General features: G+C 34.8%; 17 protein-coding genes. 2 read left to right on the top strand and 15 right to left on the bottom strand.

Annotated features, from left to right (window positions below):
• Positions 1–5 precede the first annotated feature (5 nt).
• The 3 genes from BMW39_RS14075 to BMW39_RS14065 all read right to left on the bottom strand — a co-directional run bounded on the left by BMW39_RS14075 (position 6) and on the right by BMW39_RS14065 (position 3,231).
• Positions 6–1,229, bottom strand: coding sequence for a restriction endonuclease subunit S (locus BMW39_RS14075; RefSeq protein WP_074719354.1), 1,224 nt, complete (start codon positions 1,227–1,229; stop codon positions 6–8).
• Complete coding sequence (locus BMW39_RS14070; RefSeq protein WP_034974374.1) at positions 1,219–2,784, bottom strand: type I restriction-modification system subunit M; 1,566 nt, start codon at positions 2,782–2,784, stop codon at positions 1,219–1,221. The genes BMW39_RS14075 and BMW39_RS14070 overlap by 11 nt, the downstream gene beginning before the upstream one ends.
• A gap of 213 nt (positions 2,785–2,997) precedes the next feature.
• Entirely contained in the window at positions 2,998–3,231 is a 234-nt protein-coding gene (locus BMW39_RS14065; protein ID WP_034974373.1) for a helix-turn-helix domain-containing protein, read from the bottom strand.
• A gap of 380 nt (positions 3,232–3,611) precedes the next feature.
• Between BMW39_RS14065 and BMW39_RS14060 the strand changes: the two genes are divergently transcribed.
• Both BMW39_RS14060 and BMW39_RS14055 read left to right on the top strand, forming a co-directional pair.
• Positions 3,612–4,427: an RNA polymerase sigma factor gene (locus BMW39_RS14060; protein WP_051879868.1), complete on the top strand. Its 816-nt coding sequence runs from the start codon at positions 3,612–3,614 to the stop codon at positions 4,425–4,427.
• 1 nt (position 4,428) lies between these two features.
• Complete coding sequence (locus BMW39_RS14055; protein ID WP_034974827.1) at positions 4,429–5,523, top strand: hypothetical protein; 1,095 nt, start codon at positions 4,429–4,431, stop codon at positions 5,521–5,523.
• Between the two features lie 345 nt (positions 5,524–5,868).
• Here BMW39_RS14055 and BMW39_RS14050 read toward each other — a convergent pair whose 3' ends face one another.
• The 12 genes from BMW39_RS14050 to BMW39_RS13995 all read right to left on the bottom strand — a co-directional run bounded on the left by BMW39_RS14050 (position 5,869) and on the right by BMW39_RS13995 (position 16,937).
• The gene (locus BMW39_RS14050; protein ID WP_074719353.1) at positions 5,869–6,972 is read right to left on the bottom strand and encodes a Fic family protein; all 1,104 of its coding nucleotides are present in this window, start codon (positions 6,970–6,972) and stop codon (positions 5,869–5,871) included.
• A gap of 159 nt (positions 6,973–7,131) precedes the next feature.
• Complete coding sequence (locus BMW39_RS14045) at positions 7,132–7,698, bottom strand: hypothetical protein (RefSeq protein WP_034980125.1); 567 nt, start codon at positions 7,696–7,698, stop codon at positions 7,132–7,134.
• A gap of 23 nt (positions 7,699–7,721) precedes the next feature.
• A complete protein-coding gene (locus tag BMW39_RS14040) occupies positions 7,722–8,870 on the bottom strand; it encodes a relaxase/mobilization nuclease domain-containing protein (RefSeq protein WP_074719352.1) in 1,149 nt (382 codons plus the stop codon).
• Entirely contained in the window at positions 8,863–9,312 is a 450-nt protein-coding gene (locus BMW39_RS14035) for a plasmid mobilization protein (RefSeq protein WP_034980123.1), read from the bottom strand. The genes BMW39_RS14040 and BMW39_RS14035 overlap by 8 nt, the downstream gene beginning before the upstream one ends.
• Before the next feature lie 147 nt (positions 9,313–9,459).
• On the bottom strand, positions 9,460–10,338 hold the full coding sequence (locus BMW39_RS14030; RefSeq protein ID WP_051880116.1) for a toprim domain-containing protein: 879 nt from the start codon (positions 10,336–10,338) through the stop codon (positions 9,460–9,462).
• A 221-nt stretch (positions 10,339–10,559) separates the two neighbouring features.
• Positions 10,560–11,789 (bottom strand): primase-helicase family protein, encoded by a 1,230-nt coding sequence (locus BMW39_RS14025; protein WP_034980143.1) that lies wholly within the window; start codon positions 11,787–11,789, stop codon positions 10,560–10,562.
• On the bottom strand, positions 11,786–12,163 hold the full coding sequence (locus BMW39_RS14020) for a helix-turn-helix domain-containing protein (RefSeq protein WP_034980145.1): 378 nt from the start codon (positions 12,161–12,163) through the stop codon (positions 11,786–11,788). Before BMW39_RS14020 ends, BMW39_RS14025 begins: the two co-directional genes overlap by 4 nt.
• Before the next feature lie 112 nt (positions 12,164–12,275).
• Positions 12,276–13,067 carry a DUF2214 family protein gene (locus tag BMW39_RS14015; RefSeq protein ID WP_034980146.1) on the bottom strand — a complete coding sequence of 264 codons (792 nt, stop codon included), beginning with the start codon at positions 13,065–13,067 and terminating at the stop codon, positions 12,276–12,278.
• 2 nt (positions 13,068–13,069) lie between these two features.
• Positions 13,070–14,311, bottom strand: a complete 1,242-nt coding sequence (locus BMW39_RS14010; protein ID WP_074719351.1) for a site-specific integrase — start codon at positions 14,309–14,311, stop codon at positions 13,070–13,072.
• Positions 14,308–14,877 carry a helix-turn-helix transcriptional regulator gene (locus BMW39_RS14005; protein ID WP_034979916.1) on the bottom strand — a complete coding sequence of 190 codons (570 nt, stop codon included), beginning with the start codon at positions 14,875–14,877 and terminating at the stop codon, positions 14,308–14,310. The genes BMW39_RS14010 and BMW39_RS14005 overlap by 4 nt, the downstream gene beginning before the upstream one ends.
• A 131-nt stretch (positions 14,878–15,008) precedes the next feature.
• Positions 15,009–16,229 carry a tetratricopeptide repeat protein gene (locus BMW39_RS14000; protein ID WP_034979919.1) on the bottom strand — a complete coding sequence of 407 codons (1,221 nt, stop codon included), beginning with the start codon at positions 16,227–16,229 and terminating at the stop codon, positions 15,009–15,011.
• Positions 16,230–16,367: 138 nt separating this feature from the next.
• Positions 16,368–16,937, bottom strand: a complete 570-nt coding sequence (locus BMW39_RS13995; protein ID WP_034979922.1) for a hypothetical protein — start codon at positions 16,935–16,937, stop codon at positions 16,368–16,370.
• Positions 16,938–16,986 lie beyond the last annotated feature (49 nt).

The raw sequence follows: 16,986 nt of genomic DNA, 5'->3' as shown, positions 1-16,986 counted from the left end.
TTTATTTACGCACTCACTTCCTCTCCAACCGCCAACCGCGACAACAACAAACTTTGCAGTTGTGTGAGTTTTTGGGTTTGGATATCTAAAATTTCTTTAAAATGTACTACTGGTAAAATTTCTTCATTGAATTTTTCATACTCTTCACTGGTAGCAACTAAGCAATCCATTTTTGTAAGAATGTTTGCATTTGCTTGTGGTTGTGCAGAGCCTTCTGAATTTGATAAAACAAAATCTTTATAGAATTTGCTTATAATTAAACAATATAGATATGAAATATAGACAGTGGATTTTGGTTTAAGTCTAACAAGAAATGACGCAAAGACAGCCAAGGGCGTATGTTTTCCAATCATTTTTCCATACCCAACATTTGCACCAGTTCGGCTAATCAAGAAATCTCCAAATTCAACAGAATATTTATAAATATCTTTTGTTAGTATATTACAATAAGGAACATCATCCCATTTTATATAATTTCCCACTATATCAGTGATTCTTAAAAACTTTGCAGTACCTTTAGATGGATGTGCACTATCAGTAAATCCATATTGAGTATCAACTAAATCTCCAATAGTTCCAACTTCCCATCCCTCCGGAATCTCCTTCCCAAGCTCTTCATTCCAAACCATTTGTCCACCAGAAGATTTATACGGTTTTCCCTCTTCATTTGGAAACTCAAAATCTACAAACCAATTTTTATACAAGGCCTGCGCAGTCGCTTCCAGTTTTTCGCAAATCTGCTCGTTGACTTTTATTTTGTTAGCTATGCTTTGGTATTGCGCAACAATTTGTCGCTGTTCTTCGATGGAAGGAACTTTTATTTCAATAGACTTTAATGCATCCAAATGAAGTCCTCCTCTTACATCCGCATCGGTGTAGAACCAACATTGTCTGTCAAATTCTTTACGTCTAAACCATAACATCAGATATTCTGGCAAAACATTAGAAGAAATTACTTCAAAAACATCATAAGCTGGAGAAACTATAAAATCATAATCAAAAGTTGACATCGAAATAGGCAGTCTTTCATCACGACCAACGTGCATTCGGTTGCAAGCAAATTGATATTTTTTTACAACTTTATATTTTTTTAAATCAACACCAATAATATTTGCCACAGATGGCATAAAAAATTTATCAATATTAATCCCAAATAATATTGTTGCGTTTCCATCAGTATTTTTGTTACTGATAAATTTGACAAGATCGCCCAACTTTCTATAACTCATAACCTAAAGTTTTAAAAACATTATAAACTTCATTTTTCAATTGGTTTTCCTGTTCAAATAAATCTTTCAAATCTGTCTGCAAACTTTGCATCTGCTCGTTATAATCCAGACTTTCATCACGGTTGACGAATTCAATATATTTACTGGGTACTAAAGAATAATCTTTATTGCGGATGTCTTCCAGAGTCGCACTGTAAGAATATTCAGGAATATCCTGATAGGTTACTTTCCAGTCTTGCTGTTGCCAGTTATGATAATGGGTAGCAATAGCCGTAATCTCTTCTTCGCCAAACTGAATAAATTTCTTTTCAAATGGTTCTCCTTTCTGTCGCAGATCCATAAACAGCACTTCGCCTTTTCGGTTACGGTAATTTTTTACACCATCGTTCACTTCAAAAGTTCGCTCATTTTTATTGCGGTTCAGAATCCAGAGTGTTACCGAAATATCGGTAGAATAAAACATACTTTGAGGTAAAATCACAACGGCTTCCACCAAATCATTTTCGATAATCTGTTTCCTTATTTTATATTCTTCGCCACCGCCACTCAAAGCACCGTTGGCCAAGATAAATCCGGCAACGCCATTCTGAGAGAGTTTAGAAATCATATTCAGAATCCACGCATAGTTGGCATTGGATTTTGGGGGTACTTCATAACCTGCCCATCTTGGGTCGGTAGTCAGTTCGTTTTCTGCACGCCAGTCTTTTAAATTAAAAGGCGGGTTTGCCATGATGTAGTCGGCTTTCAGATCTTTGTGCTGGTCGTCGCCAAAAGTATCTGCCGCTTTGTTCCCCAGATTAGAAGAAATTCCACGGATGGCGAGGTTCATCTTAGCCAATTTGTAGGTGGTATTGGTAAGCTCCTGACCGTAGATAGAAATATCTTTTTTGTTTCCTTTATGCTTCTCAATAAACTTCAGCGACTGTACAAACATACCACCTGAACCACAGGAAGGATCATAGATTTTCCCTTTGTAAGGCTCTATCATTTCTGCAATCAGATTAACAATCGATTTCGGGGTATAAAATTCTCCTTTTCCTTTCCCTTCAGCAATGGCAAATTTGCTCAGGAAATATTCGTACACACGTCCTACAATATCGTGGGCTTCATCTTTCAGGGTATCAATATTGTTAATGGTATCCAACAAAGCAGAGAATTTAGATTGATCCAGTCCAAGACGGGAAAAATAATTATCGGGTAACGCACCTTCCAGAGATTTGTTGGTACGTTCAATGGTTTTCAGGGCGGAATCTACTATCAATGTGATATTTTCCTGCTTGGCATTTTCCATAATGAAAGTCCAACGGGATTCTTCAGGAAGATAAAACACGTTTTCCGCCTGATAAAATTCGGGAATATCTAAGAAGGCTTGTTTACCTTCTGCAATCAATTCTTCTCTACGTTTGATGAATTTATCACTCGCAAATTTTAAGAAGATTAAACTCAGTACAACATGCTTGTATTCTGAAGGTTCTACAGAACCACGTAATTTATTTGCGGAATCCCAAAGGATTTCTTCTGTGCTTTTTGTTTTTGCAGCTGTTTTCGTTGCCATTATATCTTTTCTGATCAGGTTATTTTAATTAATCGTTAAATATAACTAAAGGACAACAAAAGAAAAAACGGGAATCCGCATATTGATTATTTTTTTGCATTTCTATCTCAAAAAACACTCTGCTGGTTGTAATTGAAGATACATCCTTGGTAAAGGATTATATAAAACACCCACACATTTTCTTATAAAAAAATACCAACTCTCGTCGGTATTTTATTCATTTATAAGTTTAAAAAATTCTTCAAGAGTTATTTTTCTCGCTTTGCAAATCCTGTAAAGTGTTTCAACTGGAATTCTATAAGTATTATCACTTTTTATTTTTCGTATAGTACTTTCTTCAACATCGTGATTTTTAGCAAACGAGTTCTGCGACTTATTTTCTTTAAGCCACGGAATTAGCCAGTTTATAGTTATATAAGAGCAAACTTTCTCGTTAATGTCAATCATATAACAAAAGAAATATTTTGTTATTAAAAAATTACGGTCGAACGACCGTAATTAAATTATTTTTATTATATTTGTAAGACAAGTTACAAGGATGTAATTTTGCGATAGTTCAAAAAAACATAGAAGCTATTGCTTAGATTCTCGATTGGAAAACTGGCACTTTTCAAAAAGCAACGAGTTGATAAGTAAATGTGCCCACGACTTCGGCGTGGGCTCGCTTATCGTTGCTTGGTATGCCAGTACCACTAGTCGGTAAGTTGAGTTCCACGCTTTTTCTTTTGTGCTAAACTAAAAGAAATAAGGTTCAGATGTAAGTAGAATTCTTCTTAACAGATATAAGCAGTTCCTTCCAGCAATAATTTTGCTAATACAGATTGCTTATGAAAAGAACAAACTCTTTGCCCCGAAAGTTGACCAATCTTCAGTTATATGAACTGCTGAAAAAGGGCAACCCGATCGCTCTGGAACACATTCATCTGCGCTACAAAAGACTTCTTTTCTGGGTCGGAGGGCAGGTGTTGAAAGATGATTTCGTAGTGGACACGATTGTTCAGGATACCTTCCTCAAACTGTGGCTGCACCGCGACACCATTGAATCGCCTGATCACATTACAGGCTTTCTACGCTTTGTGATGAAGAGGGATTGCATCGCCTATGTAACTGCGCCCAGAAATAAATTCACCCGACTTATGGCATCTCTTGACAGTTTTGAGAATTATCAGGAATATCTTGCAGGTTACGATCCCTTGAAAGATAAAGAGTATTTACATAGCCAGGAATCCGATCAAAATAAATTCGATGAAATCACAAAGGTGTTACCCGTTCTGAATTCCAAAAGAAAACACCTGATAGAACTTTGCCTTGAATATGGATTCCAGTACAAACCCATCGCGGAGGCTATGGGAAGCAGCGTGACAGGAATCAGCACGGAGGTAAGCAAAGCCATAGATGAGCTTCGGAAAATTCTTAAAGTCACCTCGTTTGAGCATCCGGAGGAAAAACCTTCACTTAAAAAAGAGAAGTCAGAACAACTCAGTAGCCAGCAGCTCGAGATCATCAAAAGACGGTTTGAACACAAATCTTCGTTTGCGCTGATTGCACAAGAGCTCAAACTACCGGAAAAAGAAGTCCATCGGGAATTTCTGTATGCATATCAACATTTACAAAATCAAAACACTTCTGAAATACCTCTTTGAAATGGAAAAATCCACGATGACATTGACCCGAAGAATTCAGCTGCTGATCGATCTTCCTGCAAATGAACAAAAAGAGATGTGGGAAAAACTCTATCGGTATCAAAACCGCTGTTTCCGGGCAGCTAATTTAATTGTTTCTCATCTATATGTTCAGGAAATGATCAAAGATTTCTTTTACCTCACAGAAGATGTCCAATACAAACTAGCGGATGTAAAGAAAGATGAAATGGGAATATTTACAAGATCAAAAACACACACAACTGCACGTATGGTTTTTGATCGCTTCAAAGGAGAGATTCCTACTGACATTTTGGGAAGTCTGAACAATACGATTCAATCAACCTTTTCCAAAAACAAAGTAGATTACTGGCAGGGATCAAAATCGTTGCGAAACTTTAAGAAAGATATTCCAATTCCGCTTCCTGTTAAATGCACTACTAAAATGAGATATGATGTCGAAAAGAAAGCATTTTGCTTCAATATGTTCGCGATTCCTGTTAAAACGTATTTAGGAAAAGACTTCTCAGATAAGCGGTTGATAATGGAACGCCTATTAAGAAAAGAGATCAAGGTTTGCACATCGCAAATCCAACTGAAAGGTGGAAAAATCTATTGGCTTGCCGTATTTGAATTTGAAAAAGAAGACCACCTTTTAAAACCTGAAATCATTGCTGAAGCTTCTTTGTCTCTGGAACATCCGATCGTGGTAAAAGCCAACAATGCGCGAATGAATATTGGCTCGAAAGAGGAATTCCTCTACCGCAGACTGGCGATCCAGGCCAGTAATAAAAGGATTCGAGCCGGAGTCGCTTATTCCCGTTCCGGACACGGAACCAAACGGAAACAGAAGGCACTGCACAAAACTGAGAATCTGGAAAACCGTTTTGTGAGTCATCATCTTCATCTTTACAGTCGGCAGCTGATTGATTTCTGCATCCGGCAACAGGCGGGAACGCTCATTCTTAAAGATCAGGAAGACAAAATAGGGATTGCAAAAGAACAAGAGTTTGTACTTCGCAACTGGAGCTATTATGAATTGCAGACCAAAATAAAATACAAAGCAGAAAAAGCCGGTATCGAATTGATTATCGGATAGCTAAAAAAATGAGGGTGCTTGTAAACCCGTAGGGTGAGGTTTTGAACACTCACTAAATACTGGAAACTAAATAATTTCTGGTATATACAATGGCGTGGGTTTCTTTTTTCACCAAAACTTTAGCACTAAAGTGTTGAACATCCAATGTCTGTTCTTTCAAAAACCTGTAAGTCTGTGAGTCTTACTCACCTTCTTGCGAGCTTATAATTTTTTCCTATTTGCTGTAACAGTTGTTTGAACTTCGGAAGGTTTATCTGTGGTTTAATAATACGAATGATTGCTATTTCATACAAAAACATCTATTTTGATTGACATAACGAACATCCCGAAATAACACTTGATTATTTACAAATTCAATTGATAAGAAATGGAACGGCCACCACCCGATTTTAGAAAAACTCCAATTTCGGAAAGATGTTGTAAATCTCTGGTTGCAGTAGCTTTAGAAATTTTGTTGATAGACATATACTTTTTCGCATTCATTCCGCCAACAAAAGAATTTTCTCCCATTTCTGTCATTTTCTGAATAGCCTTCAATTCTCTTTCATTAAGTTGGCTTTTAAATTGATCGAAAAACAAAGTTTTCTTCAAAGTAAAAAGTGCTTGATTTTTAGAATCGAGTAAAGCATCCTGCAATATTGAGCAAAAATAAAGCATCCAGCTGTTTACGTCAAGATTTCGCTGAGCTCGCTTTAATTCTTCGTAGTAACGGTTTTTGTCCTTTTCAATAGATTTTGAAATGCTAATAAAAACAGGTGTTTCAAGTTTCTCGGACAAAGCTTTTTCCGCTAAAGCACGTCCTATTCTCCCATTTCCATCTTCAAAAGGATGCAGCGTCTCAAAATATAGATGCGCTAATGCCGAAAGCACGACACCTTCTCCGATTTTCCCAATGTCGTTCATTTCAAAGTCATTATACCATTTCAAAAATTGCGGTACCATCAGTGGCAAATCCTCAGAAGGTGGTGCTTCATAATGGATGACGAAATCACCAAATTTACCAGAGACCACTTGCATAGGCTCTATTCCTGTTCGAAATTGTCCTGCATTAATTCCTTTTTCATTATCCATCAAGATATGGTGCCAGTCCAAAAGTATTTTTTCGGAAATTGGCTTGTGATAGCTGTTTTGAACTTCTATCATCAAATGCGCAATGGCATTTGCCTTTTTGTTCCGGTTGCTTTGATGGTAATCTTTGATGCCTAAATTGGCTTTCAGTGAGGACATCACATCTTCCCGACTAAAATATTCGCCTTCAATTTCTGATGTTTTTAGTGCTTCAGAAAGCATAATTTCAGAAAATAAATCTCGTTTATTTTCTTCAGAAAAGCCCATCACAATTCCAGATATTTCGCCCAAATCGTGCGCAAACTGTTGAATCAGCGGAACGATTTCTGGCTTATTAAATACGAATGTCGGGAAATCTTCTGATTGCCAAATATATTCCATGAGCTGATTAAATAATTTATTTGGCTCAAATATACTAAAAAATATGAGCCGATTAGCGTTTTTAATCGGCTCACTATTTTGCTTTTTTTGAAAGAATCAGCATTTTTAGAACTATATCTCTTGAGATTTATTTGGATTCGTTATCCACTTTTTATTAATTTATTTTGATTTCATACTCGCTTCATACCCATCTTTAAACCTCAGGAAATCTTCTGCTTTTTTAGGATTATTCTTGATCCACAATTGCATTACTTGAGTATTTTCGTTCAAGATTTTAATCTCTTTTTCATCGTAGATATTTTTTCCTTCATTAGCAATTTCTTTTAAAATATCTTGGCGTAGTTCACTTTTGGCTTTGATGCTTTCTTTGTACCAATTGGTGGCGAAAGTGATGGAAAGCATAAAAGTGAAAATCCCTAAGATAAAAACTCCTAATCCACTCCATGTAAACTTCTCCTTCATTTTCATTTTCTTATAAAAATCCTCATAAAAATCGCTGGTTTCTTGTGAAAGGACTATTTCTATTTTGTTGGGAATTTCTTTTACGGCTTCAAAGTCTAATTGCAGTTGACCAATTGCGAATACCAAATCTTTAATATTGGCTTTAACTTCAGCATTAGATTCCTTATTCTCCAAATTTGAAGCAATATTTCTTTCATTTGATTTTACAACATTTTCCAAAAGCTCCATCCCGTTACTTTTAGATTCTTGATTTTCATTTTCCATATTGATTTTTTTTAAATTTCTGATTATCGTCTTAATTTTCGCTTCTTTTTCCAGAGTTCATCTTCGTGCTGAGAAACATAGGTTGGATTAAGAAAGTCACCTAGTAAACCGCCTGCAATTTCTATTAAGCTTTCATTTGTTTCTGATCTCAGATGATTACTTGCATCATTTATAACACTATTTTGATTCAATGATTTTATCGTAGTATCAAGATCAGTATCTATTGCCGACAGAGAGAATCCGACATTTTTCCGAAAAAAGAATCCGTTTTTCTCTTGACGATCATCAATTTTATTTATCCAGAAATCTCGAATTTCATTTTTTTGACCGGCTTTAAATTCTCCTTTGTATTGGATCTTTACTGAAAATCCCTTTTGTTGTAGATTTTCCCGAAATTCCTTTACATTGTCAGCGTGTTTTTGCGCTGCCCTGATCGCTTTTTTTATTTCAAATACAGATTTTATTTCAGAAATTTTCAATTGATTAGAGATCTCAGATAACTTGTAACCAGCTTTATAGATCCTTTCGGTTTGAAAATTTTTGTCTTTTTCCATCACAATTCGCATTCCCGAAATCCCATCTTTGACATTTGAAGACAATTGAATTTCGTAACCTTTTTTCTTCATTTCTGAGATGAGATCATCAAAATTATCTTCTGACCTAATGGCTTCGGTCAAGCTTTTCAGCATCTCAGCTTTTTTCTGAATTCCAATTTCAACATCGGTCAACAGTCCTTTTTCTTTGCAGACTTCTCTGACAGCTTCACCAAATCTCTTTCCGATATCGTGTGCTTTCAGAGTGCACTTTCCCGAAATATCAATTCTATTGACGACAAAGTGAATATGCTTATGTTTCGTGCTGTTGTGAATATCCAATCGGTACTGATTTTTATTTGTCACACCAATTTTTTCTAAAGCTTTGGTGGCGATTTCTGCGAATTCATCATCCTTCAATTTTCTTCCAATTTCGTCCGGTTGAGAAATGTAGCCTGTCAATGCCCATTTCTTCACTTTGGTATTTCTTTCAGCTACGGTTTTCATTTCGTTAAACTGACCTTCAGAAGTATCGCTTAGAAGATAATTCGAAGCCACCATTTCTGCTGTTCCTTTATCGTTTGCATTGTATTCCAAAGCAATTTTTGTGATTGCTCTTGTGGTTGCAGAATTATTCATCTTTCTGCATTTTTGAATATAAATATTGATGAATCAATTCGATTAGATTTTCAATTCTTAACAAAATTTCCTTCTTATTTTCAAAAACATTCCATTCCCGATTTCGCAAAAGATTGCTTATTTTTTTGAAATGATTTCCATATTTGAGTAATACTTCATCTGTTTGAAACTCATTAATTTTGAGTTCTTTTTCGAACAAAACATTCCGGATATAAGTGGACAATTTTAGCGGATATTTATCTTGTTTTTGAACGAGGGTTTCATATTCGGAATTGGTCATTCTGATTGAAATAACTTTGTCCAATTTTTTATTTTCTTTAGTTTTAAAACCACCTTTTCTGCCTAATTCCTGGAAATATTTTTTTCTTTTTTCCTGAGCAATTTTTGCTTCATTTTCCTTGGTGGCTTGCTGTATGAATTCTTGTAAAAAGTCTTTTTCCATTGTGTAAATTTTATTGCATTTAAAAACATTTCTGACGATAGGAAGAAATCAAAAATCCCAATTTTGCAATCAGCGGCTACGCTTATTGTAAACTTTGGGTACTTTTTGCACTAACATAACACCATATTTTACCTGTATTTATTTTACTCACCTTCGCCTTTGCTTCACTTGCCTTTCAGGTGATGGATTTTTGTGAATTATCCAATCATTTAAGTCTTTAAAATTTGAATATAAAATCCGACAATCTTCTGCGTTTTTGTTTTCATTTTTAATCATTTCAACCGCACGATTTCCGGCTTCGTCATTGTCAAAATAAAGCTCAATATTTTCATAATTATCGAGTGATTTTTTAATTTTTGAAATCATCGAAACGGAATTCAAAATGAGATAATCGACAGGTTCTTTTTCTAAAAAATTCTCTACATTTTTAAAGGAAAGAAAATCGAAAAAGCCCTCGAAAATCCGAAGCGATTCTGATCCGTTTTTTATGGAAGAAACATCTTTTTTGCCCAAACAAATTTTTGAATATTTATTGCGAATTTCACAACCGCCAGAATCGTTCTTGAAACCAATTCCGAAATAGTTTTTATCATTCATTTGGTAATGAATTTCGTGTAAGAACTGAGTTTGATTTCCAACTTTTCTTTCTCTTAAATATTCCATAAGTGCAGGATGCCGGACTTCATTCACGTCAAGTATCTCATAATTTTTACTTTGGTTTTCGAACTTCTGATCAGGAATATTTTGATTTTGAAAAGAAGAAAAGTTCTGATCTTCTGCCCAAATTAAAACTTCACTAGTAGTCTTATTCAGATATTTTTTCAATAGGTCAACGTTATTTCCACCGATTCCTTCTGAAAATAAGTACCACTTGTTTAGACTTTTATTGATTTTAAAAGATGCTTGGGCTTCGCTGGCAAAGGGGTTGAGATACCAAGCTTCTTTTTCATTTTGTTTCGTGGGAAGGTGTCCGATAGAAAGGAGGACTTCTTCCAACGGGATTGTATTAAATTGTTTGCAATTCATAGTTGTAAATTTTCCGTGTTTTGAGTGAGATATTTTCTGTTGAATTGTTGAGAAAACCCTGTAACGTATTGATTAAGTAATGTTTAAACCCTCAATAAATGCTCAACAATTCAACAAACTAGTGGTTTTACCCTCAACAAACATTCAACAAAAAGTGAAGTTTAAAAGTTTGTTGAGGATTTTGTTGAGTTTAAAGTGTCTGATTTTCTATTCATTATCAATCAATTCAACATTTCAACACGTTTATTAAGAATAAAATCCTTTTTTATGGTGAAATAGCGACCAACTGAATTGTTTTGGTAAAATATTCCTGCAAAATCAAGGTCGTATCTGATGTAAGTCAAACCATTATTTTGTGGATTCAATTTCCAAGTTTCCTTTAAAAGATTTCGGATATCATTTCTTGTCCAGTAAGTTGGGCGAAACATCCTATTCATCATATTCAGCAAGTCTTGCGGAACGACATTTATCTCTTCATCATTGTTGCTTTCAAAAAACTCGTACAGCAATTCAATGATCTTAGATTCCAGTTTATTGTTGTTTTTGAAAACCAATTTTTGAAGTGCTTTCGTTCTGATTTCATCGGCTGAAAACCACATTCTTGTCTTCCTTTCCGTTGAAAATGGTCTTTCAATTAAAAACTGAAGAAAATAGGGGATTTCGGAAATGAGGTTATTCAAAAACTCGGTGTTTTCCGTTTTGATCGGATTGATTTTCAGAATCCAAAATCGAATTTCATTTTCATCGATTTGAATAAAATTCTCTTCGTTATTGGAACAAAGAATAAACTTGGCGAAAAAATCGATTTCCTCTCTATCTTTTCCTTTGGCTTCCAACTTATCTTTATTGGTTGTAGATAGATATTTGAGCCTTTCTGTAATTTCCTTTTTATCAAAGAAAACTTCGTCGATTGCTACCAACAACATTGCTGCCCAATCGGAATTGAATTGACTTCCGAACGAATCGCCTTTAATGTAAGTCATATTCAATCCGAAAATCTCTCTCAGCCACTTTATAAAAGTTGACTTCCCGGTTGCTCTTTCTTTGGACACCAAACATAAAATAGGTAGAATTTGCGTAGGAAATTGTAAGAGAATTTTTAAATAATCCAGACCCATTTCCAGTTGTTCACCGAAAATGTGCGCTACAAAATTTAGGGAAAATGGAATTTTAGATTTCAAATCTTCCTTTTCTGATGAAGGAGCAAATGGAATTTCATTGTAAATATTATAGAAACCTTGAACGATTTGTTGATAATTTAAATGCTCCGGAATGCAACAGAAACCGTCAAATTTTGGCACAGTTGAAACATACGTTTTTCCGTGATCGCTCACGATTGTTTCTCGATTCCAGCGAACCAAAACAGAAGTTTTATCGCCCGAAATTAATGGCTTTTCTATTACCTTATAATAGGTGGTTCCAACTCGGATATAGGGAATTTTTTGGCTCATCTTTGTAGATTTTGGTTAGAATCTACATTTGCCTTTCTTGAATTTTTTCTGAAACTAGCTTCCGCTTCAGATTGGATTTCTTGTAGGGTTTTCTTCTTACCTTTAGAAATCCATTCCAATAATTCGTCTTCAAAGAAGTAAAGTTTCTTGCCATTTTTGTAACAAGGAATCAATCTTTTCCGCACTAGAGTATAAACTGTAGGTTTAGCCTTACCTATAATTTGGCAAGCTTCTACAATATCAATCGGAATTCTTTTTACGGGAATTATCGGAGGTTCTTTTCTTTCTACCAGAAATTTAATTTCGGCTATTTCGCTAACCAGATGCGCAACTGCTCTTGGCAGATTTTCAAATGAAATGTCATTGCTATCCATAACTATTGTTTTTGATTGTTATGGTGCAAAGAAAAAAAGTGATTCCTCTGTGATCGCTATAAACACGCAATCACAGAGGAATCACTAAACATACACTTCATTTTGTGATTTTTTATGTTCGTTGATAGCCTGTCAAGTCTTCTTGAATTTTGATATTACCTTTTTGAGGTTCATCTTTCAAATGTGACTTGATACTATCTAAATCAATATCATCAAGCGAAACGAAAACAGTTTTTAATAATTTTGAAATTTCTTCCTGTTTTATTGGTCTGAAATAATTCCAAATATTCCAACCGAAATGATAAAGGTCTAGATTAGTTAGTCCTTTTGTGTGGACAGAAATATCGTTAGAAATCCCTTCTTTTTTTGAGTATAAACTTACGGCATTACAAAGTGCGTTAAGATCTTCATCTGTTATATACAATGCAAATTGATTCCGAGTGTAATTCAGAGCGATTTGTAGTTTTACACTTTCATTCTTATGCTTTTGCTGGAGTTGAGTTTTTCTTATAGATTCTACATTTACGGATTCAGTAGTTTGATTCACACTGTTTTCCTCCGAATTTTCGACTAAATAGATTGGTGTATTTTCATCAATTATATGCTTTTGCTTTTCCCCTACATTCTCTAGATTTTCAGATGAAATAAAATCCTCATTAACATTTTTAGAACTGCCTTTTTTAGGAAAAACCTTTCTAAATAAGACAATTATACCATCGAGAAATAAAATAATAAGTGCATAAAATAATATACTTAATGCTGTGATTGACCAAAATACAATATTTGCGGTATATTCATCACCACCTTTACCAAGAAAAGAAATTCTTGCTAATGTTCCTCCTACTACACATACTAATAGAACGGAAAGGTAGATGACAATATATTCAAAATATTTAAAGTGCATTTTTATAAGTTTTTTAGTTGAATAGCGGTCGAAGCTTTATTTTTCTTTTCATCAACAACTTTTGCGTAAACCTGAGTAGTTTTTACGTTCGTATGACCAAGCATTTTACTCACTGTGTAAATATCAGTTCCACTCGAAAGTTGAAGCGTTGCAAAAGTGTGTCTAAAATTATGGAAAGTTATTTTTTTGGTAATTCCTGCACTTTCAATCCACTTCTTGAGTGGTCGGGAAATCCAAGCCGGATTAGTCAGATTTTTAAAAATCAAATCAGTTGGAAGACCTACTTCACCACAAAGTTGTAATGCTTGTTTAGACATCGGCATATATTCTACACCTTTTGTCTTTTTTTGAGTAAAATTTATTTTTGCCTGATCGTTTTCAATACTTATTTCGTTCCACGTCAGTTTCTGAATATCGGAATGTCGTAGACCTGTTAAAGCTGAAAAAAGTGCTGCACGTTTAAGAACTTCAAGTTCGCAAGGCGTTTCAACTAAAATATTAAGTTCATCAAGTGTTAAATATTCTCGTCTTGATTCTGCGTGCGGAATCGCTTTAATTTTAGCAGAAATATCAGTCGTAAAATATCCATCAATAAAAGCTTGTTTTAATGCAGCTTTGAATACAGAAAAATAAGTTGAAGCCGTATTTTGAGAAATAATCTCTTCCTTGTTACTACCACTTTTCGCAGTCAACAAATATGATTTAAAGTGTTCACAGAATTTTGTGTTGATCTGGGAAAACATAATTTTTTCGCCTCCAAAATCTTTTAGAAATTCTATCGAGCGATACCAATTTACTTGAATAGATTCGGAATTGTTTTTATGTCTTTTATTAACCAGCAAATCAAAATATTTCACAAAATTCTCCTGCGATTTTTCTTTTTGCTCTACTTGAATTTTGTCGAGTTCGCTGTAAAGTTCAATATTGTCATATTCTCTCTGACGTAATTTACGCATAGAATCTGCATAGAACATTGTCTCGCGGTCGTTTTCGCTTTTGCATACGATTATACCATTGTCATCTCTTTTAGGTTTATATGAAACGGATTCTTGGGTTGTTCTTGCAGGTCTTTTCTTATCAAAATCAACGGTTGTGACGCTTCTGTTCAAATATTCCCGGATTCTCTGAACTTTATCTTTACCAGGAATCATCACAGGATAACTCTCCAAATAAATAAACCATTCTTTTCGGAATTCAGATTTTCGCAATCGTACGGTAACTTTGGTTTTTAATAACTCTTTCATTTTCCGTCAAAAATTTTATCAATTAAATTTTTAGGAACATACACGAAACTTCCAACTTTCTTTGTCGGAATTTTGTTTCTTTTAATTAGGTTTGTTACAGTTCCTGGATCAGCGTAGAATTTTGAACTAATTTCGGAAATTGTATAACAATTACCAACTTCAAAATTGGGTTTTTCAGGAATTTCCTTCGACTTTTCCGGCATTTCAACTGCTGAAAATAAGTCTTCCAAATCTGATCGCTTAACGCGAGTTAATCTTGAGCCTAGATTAATTCCAGTAATAATTCCTCTTTTTATATATCTGTGCACTGTATCTCTTGAAAGCCCAAACATAACAGTAGCTTCAGCAACTGAAATAAATTCTCTACTCTGAACTTCGACAATCTTGTTCTTATATTTTTGTAAAAGAGTATCTTTTTCTACTTTATCTTTTTCAAGTTTCTTCCTTGCTTTTAATGCTTTATTGTTACAAGAAGTAGAGCAAAAACGACTTGTAACTGTCTTTGCTTCAAAGGGTTTCGAACACTGCTCGCACACCCTTGGTATTTTTAATTTACTAAATCCCATTCTGAAATAACATCCTGAACATTTTCTGTTTTTTGGCTTCTAAAATAAAATAAGGCGCATAAGACGCACATTACATCCAAATAACACGCGGTACAAGTGTGATACAAAATTACAACAAAAATCGATTAAAATCAACTATTAATAAAAAATACAAAAACAAAAAAAATCGCTGTAAACAATACGTTTACAGCGATTTGCTTATTTATTTCAATCGATATTAATCGATGATAATTGCTACTTACTTGACTTCTTCTGAAATAGACGAAAATTAAAATCCCACTTACTGAAAGTACAATACATATGATAATCAATAAAGTGGTATAGCTCTTCCTAAGACCGGAATTTTCTTCTGCTTTCCTATCCATCATCACACTTACCGCTTCATCTGTACTTTGTTTTTGGGTAACTTTTACGCTGTCGTTAAACTGTTTATATTTTTTTAAGTAATAGGTCTGCTTTTCCGTATCGTTCAGTGCTTCATAGACCTTGGTTAGTACTTGATTAATATCATTGTTCTCATTAAATTCAGCATTCTTTTCTTTCACATTTTTTTCAGCTTTCAAATAATATTCTAAAGCTTTCTTATAGTCACCTTCCAAAAAACTACATTCACCCAAACCTAAATATTCACGGTCCAGATAGCGGTCATTGTGTTTTTTTCTTAGTACAAGAGCCTTTTGAAAATAAGATCTGGCAGAATCGGGCTGTTTCTTTTGTTCTAAAAAAAGATATCCTTTAAGGCTGTAGATCGTGGCTTTACTGATGAAGGTTTCTTTTTCCGGAAATTTTCTGAGAATCTCTTCCTGTTTATTAAAGTAATAGAAAGAAGAATCCGTAATTTCTTGTGAGTAATAGTGAAATGCTATGTTTTCATAGGTTTGGGCCAGATATTTTAATCCCGCCTTATCTTCAATGTTTTTAAGTAAAAGAACATTTTTTCTGTTGTAATCCAACGCCTGTTTTCCTAAACCAAGTTCCAAATAATTCCATGAGTAAATGTGGTTCATTCTCGCTTCGAATTCTTTTGGTTTTTTATCGAAATCAAGCGTCATTATTTTGTTGAGATATGTGATGCTTTCTTTTTGAAACTCCAGACATGCAAAACCATCCGCCAACTCTAAATAAATGTAAGGCAGTTTCTGTGTATTTTTGGTCGTTAACGCTACAGTTTCGGCTTCTTTCGCATACTTTACCATTCCCAGATAATCCAGATCATCAAATTCCTTTTTTGATTTTACAAGAAGGGCATCTATTTTTTTATCGCTCTCATTTGGAGAATCACTGCACGAAATGCAGAGTATAAATACAAAAAGTAATAATGCTTTGACAGAAAAGTTTTTTTTCAAGATCATGTGATTATTTGTCGGATAGTTTCTCGTAGATTATGATACGCCCAGACACAACAAATATAATAAATTCAGTAAAAATATTTTATAACAAAAAAGCGGATAGATTTACAACCTACCCGCCTTATAACTTATTTTATTTTTCTAAGGTTTCCAGAATGTCCATTTCTGACCGTTGAAGATGATCAGTCGATGGTCAGATGCTGCAGGTCCCTGCAAAAAGGCCATCATGCCTGGCGAAGGATTTTTGATAGCTGCATAATTGGAAACGATTGGTAAGACCATCGCCTTATCGGGAGAATCCAAGACCAGGACACCGTCGGTTGTAGAATTGGCGTCGCCAATGATCGCTTTACCACTTGCCTGGTCGGCCAAAGGTGAGGCTTGAGGAACTTTTACAACGCTTTCGACAGCTTGGGAATATCCCGAGATCCCACTGAGATCCTTCCAGCCGGTATTTTCATTTTTGATTTTCACTTTGTACTCCGTGTTGGCCGAGACATCGAAGATGATGGTGCCGCCTTTGGCATTGTTGGCACCCGTTGGTACTGTCTCCACATAAGGGAGGATCAGACCTTTGTCGCCTTCGCTCCCGAATTCCAGTAACACGGAATTATTGCTAACGTTTGATACTGAATTGGTCGCTCCGATCCTTACTTGCGAAAACGCAGAAGCAGAAAGAAAGACGGATAATATGATCGCTATTTTATTCATGATTTTTTCTTTTTAATTAAACCTTCAAAGTTTCAAAACGAGCTCTGAA

The organism is Epilithonimonas lactis (genome assembly GCF_900110605.1).
GTDB lineage: Bacteria > Bacteroidota > Bacteroidia > Flavobacteriales > Weeksellaceae > Epilithonimonas > Epilithonimonas lactis.
This window is presented reverse-complemented; position numbering and strand designations above follow the sequence as displayed.

Bases quoted from the DNA above. Each gene is read 5' to 3' on its own strand.
- BMW39_RS14035 (WP_034980123.1), bottom strand. From the start codon at position 9,312: ATGGAAAAAGACTTTTTACAAGAATTCATACAGCAAGCCACCAAGGAA.
- BMW39_RS14045 (WP_034980125.1), bottom strand. From the start codon at position 7,698: ATGGAAAATGAAAATCAAGAATCTAAAAGTAACGGGATGGAGCTTTTG.
- BMW39_RS14000 (WP_034979919.1), bottom strand. From the start codon at position 16,229: ATGATCTTGAAAAAAAACTTTTCTGTCAAAGCATTATTACTTTTTGTA.
- BMW39_RS14040 (WP_074719352.1), bottom strand. From the start codon at position 8,870: ATGAATAATTCTGCAACCACAAGAGCAATCACAAAAATTGCTTTGGAA.
- BMW39_RS14020 (WP_034980145.1), bottom strand. From the start codon at position 12,163: ATGGATAGCAATGACATTTCATTTGAAAATCTGCCAAGAGCAGTTGCG.
- BMW39_RS14070 (WP_034974374.1), bottom strand. From the start codon at position 2,784: ATGGCAACGAAAACAGCTGCAAAAACAAAAAGCACAGAAGAAATCCTT.
- BMW39_RS13995 (WP_034979922.1), bottom strand. From the start codon at position 16,937: ATGAATAAAATAGCGATCATATTATCCGTCTTTCTTTCTGCTTCTGCG.
- BMW39_RS14030 (WP_051880116.1), bottom strand. From the start codon at position 10,338: ATGAATTGCAAACAATTTAATACAATCCCGTTGGAAGAAGTCCTCCTT.
- BMW39_RS14055 (WP_034974827.1), top strand. From the start codon at position 4,429: ATGGAAAAATCCACGATGACATTGACCCGAAGAATTCAGCTGCTGATC.
- BMW39_RS14065 (WP_034974373.1), bottom strand. From the start codon at position 3,231: ATGATTGACATTAACGAGAAAGTTTGCTCTTATATAACTATAAACTGG.
- BMW39_RS14060 (WP_051879868.1), top strand. From the start codon at position 3,612: ATGAAAAGAACAAACTCTTTGCCCCGAAAGTTGACCAATCTTCAGTTA.
- BMW39_RS14050 (WP_074719353.1), bottom strand. From the start codon at position 6,972: ATGGAATATATTTGGCAATCAGAAGATTTCCCGACATTCGTATTTAAT.
- BMW39_RS14015 (WP_034980146.1), bottom strand. From the start codon at position 13,067: ATGCACTTTAAATATTTTGAATATATTGTCATCTACCTTTCCGTTCTA.
- BMW39_RS14075 (WP_074719354.1), bottom strand. From the start codon at position 1,229: ATGAGTTATAGAAAGTTGGGCGATCTTGTCAAATTTATCAGTAACAAA.
- BMW39_RS14005 (WP_034979916.1), bottom strand. From the start codon at position 14,877: ATGGGATTTAGTAAATTAAAAATACCAAGGGTGTGCGAGCAGTGTTCG.
- BMW39_RS14010 (WP_074719351.1), bottom strand. From the start codon at position 14,311: ATGAAAGAGTTATTAAAAACCAAAGTTACCGTACGATTGCGAAAATCT.
- BMW39_RS14025 (WP_034980143.1), bottom strand. From the start codon at position 11,789: ATGAGCCAAAAAATTCCCTATATCCGAGTTGGAACCACCTATTATAAG.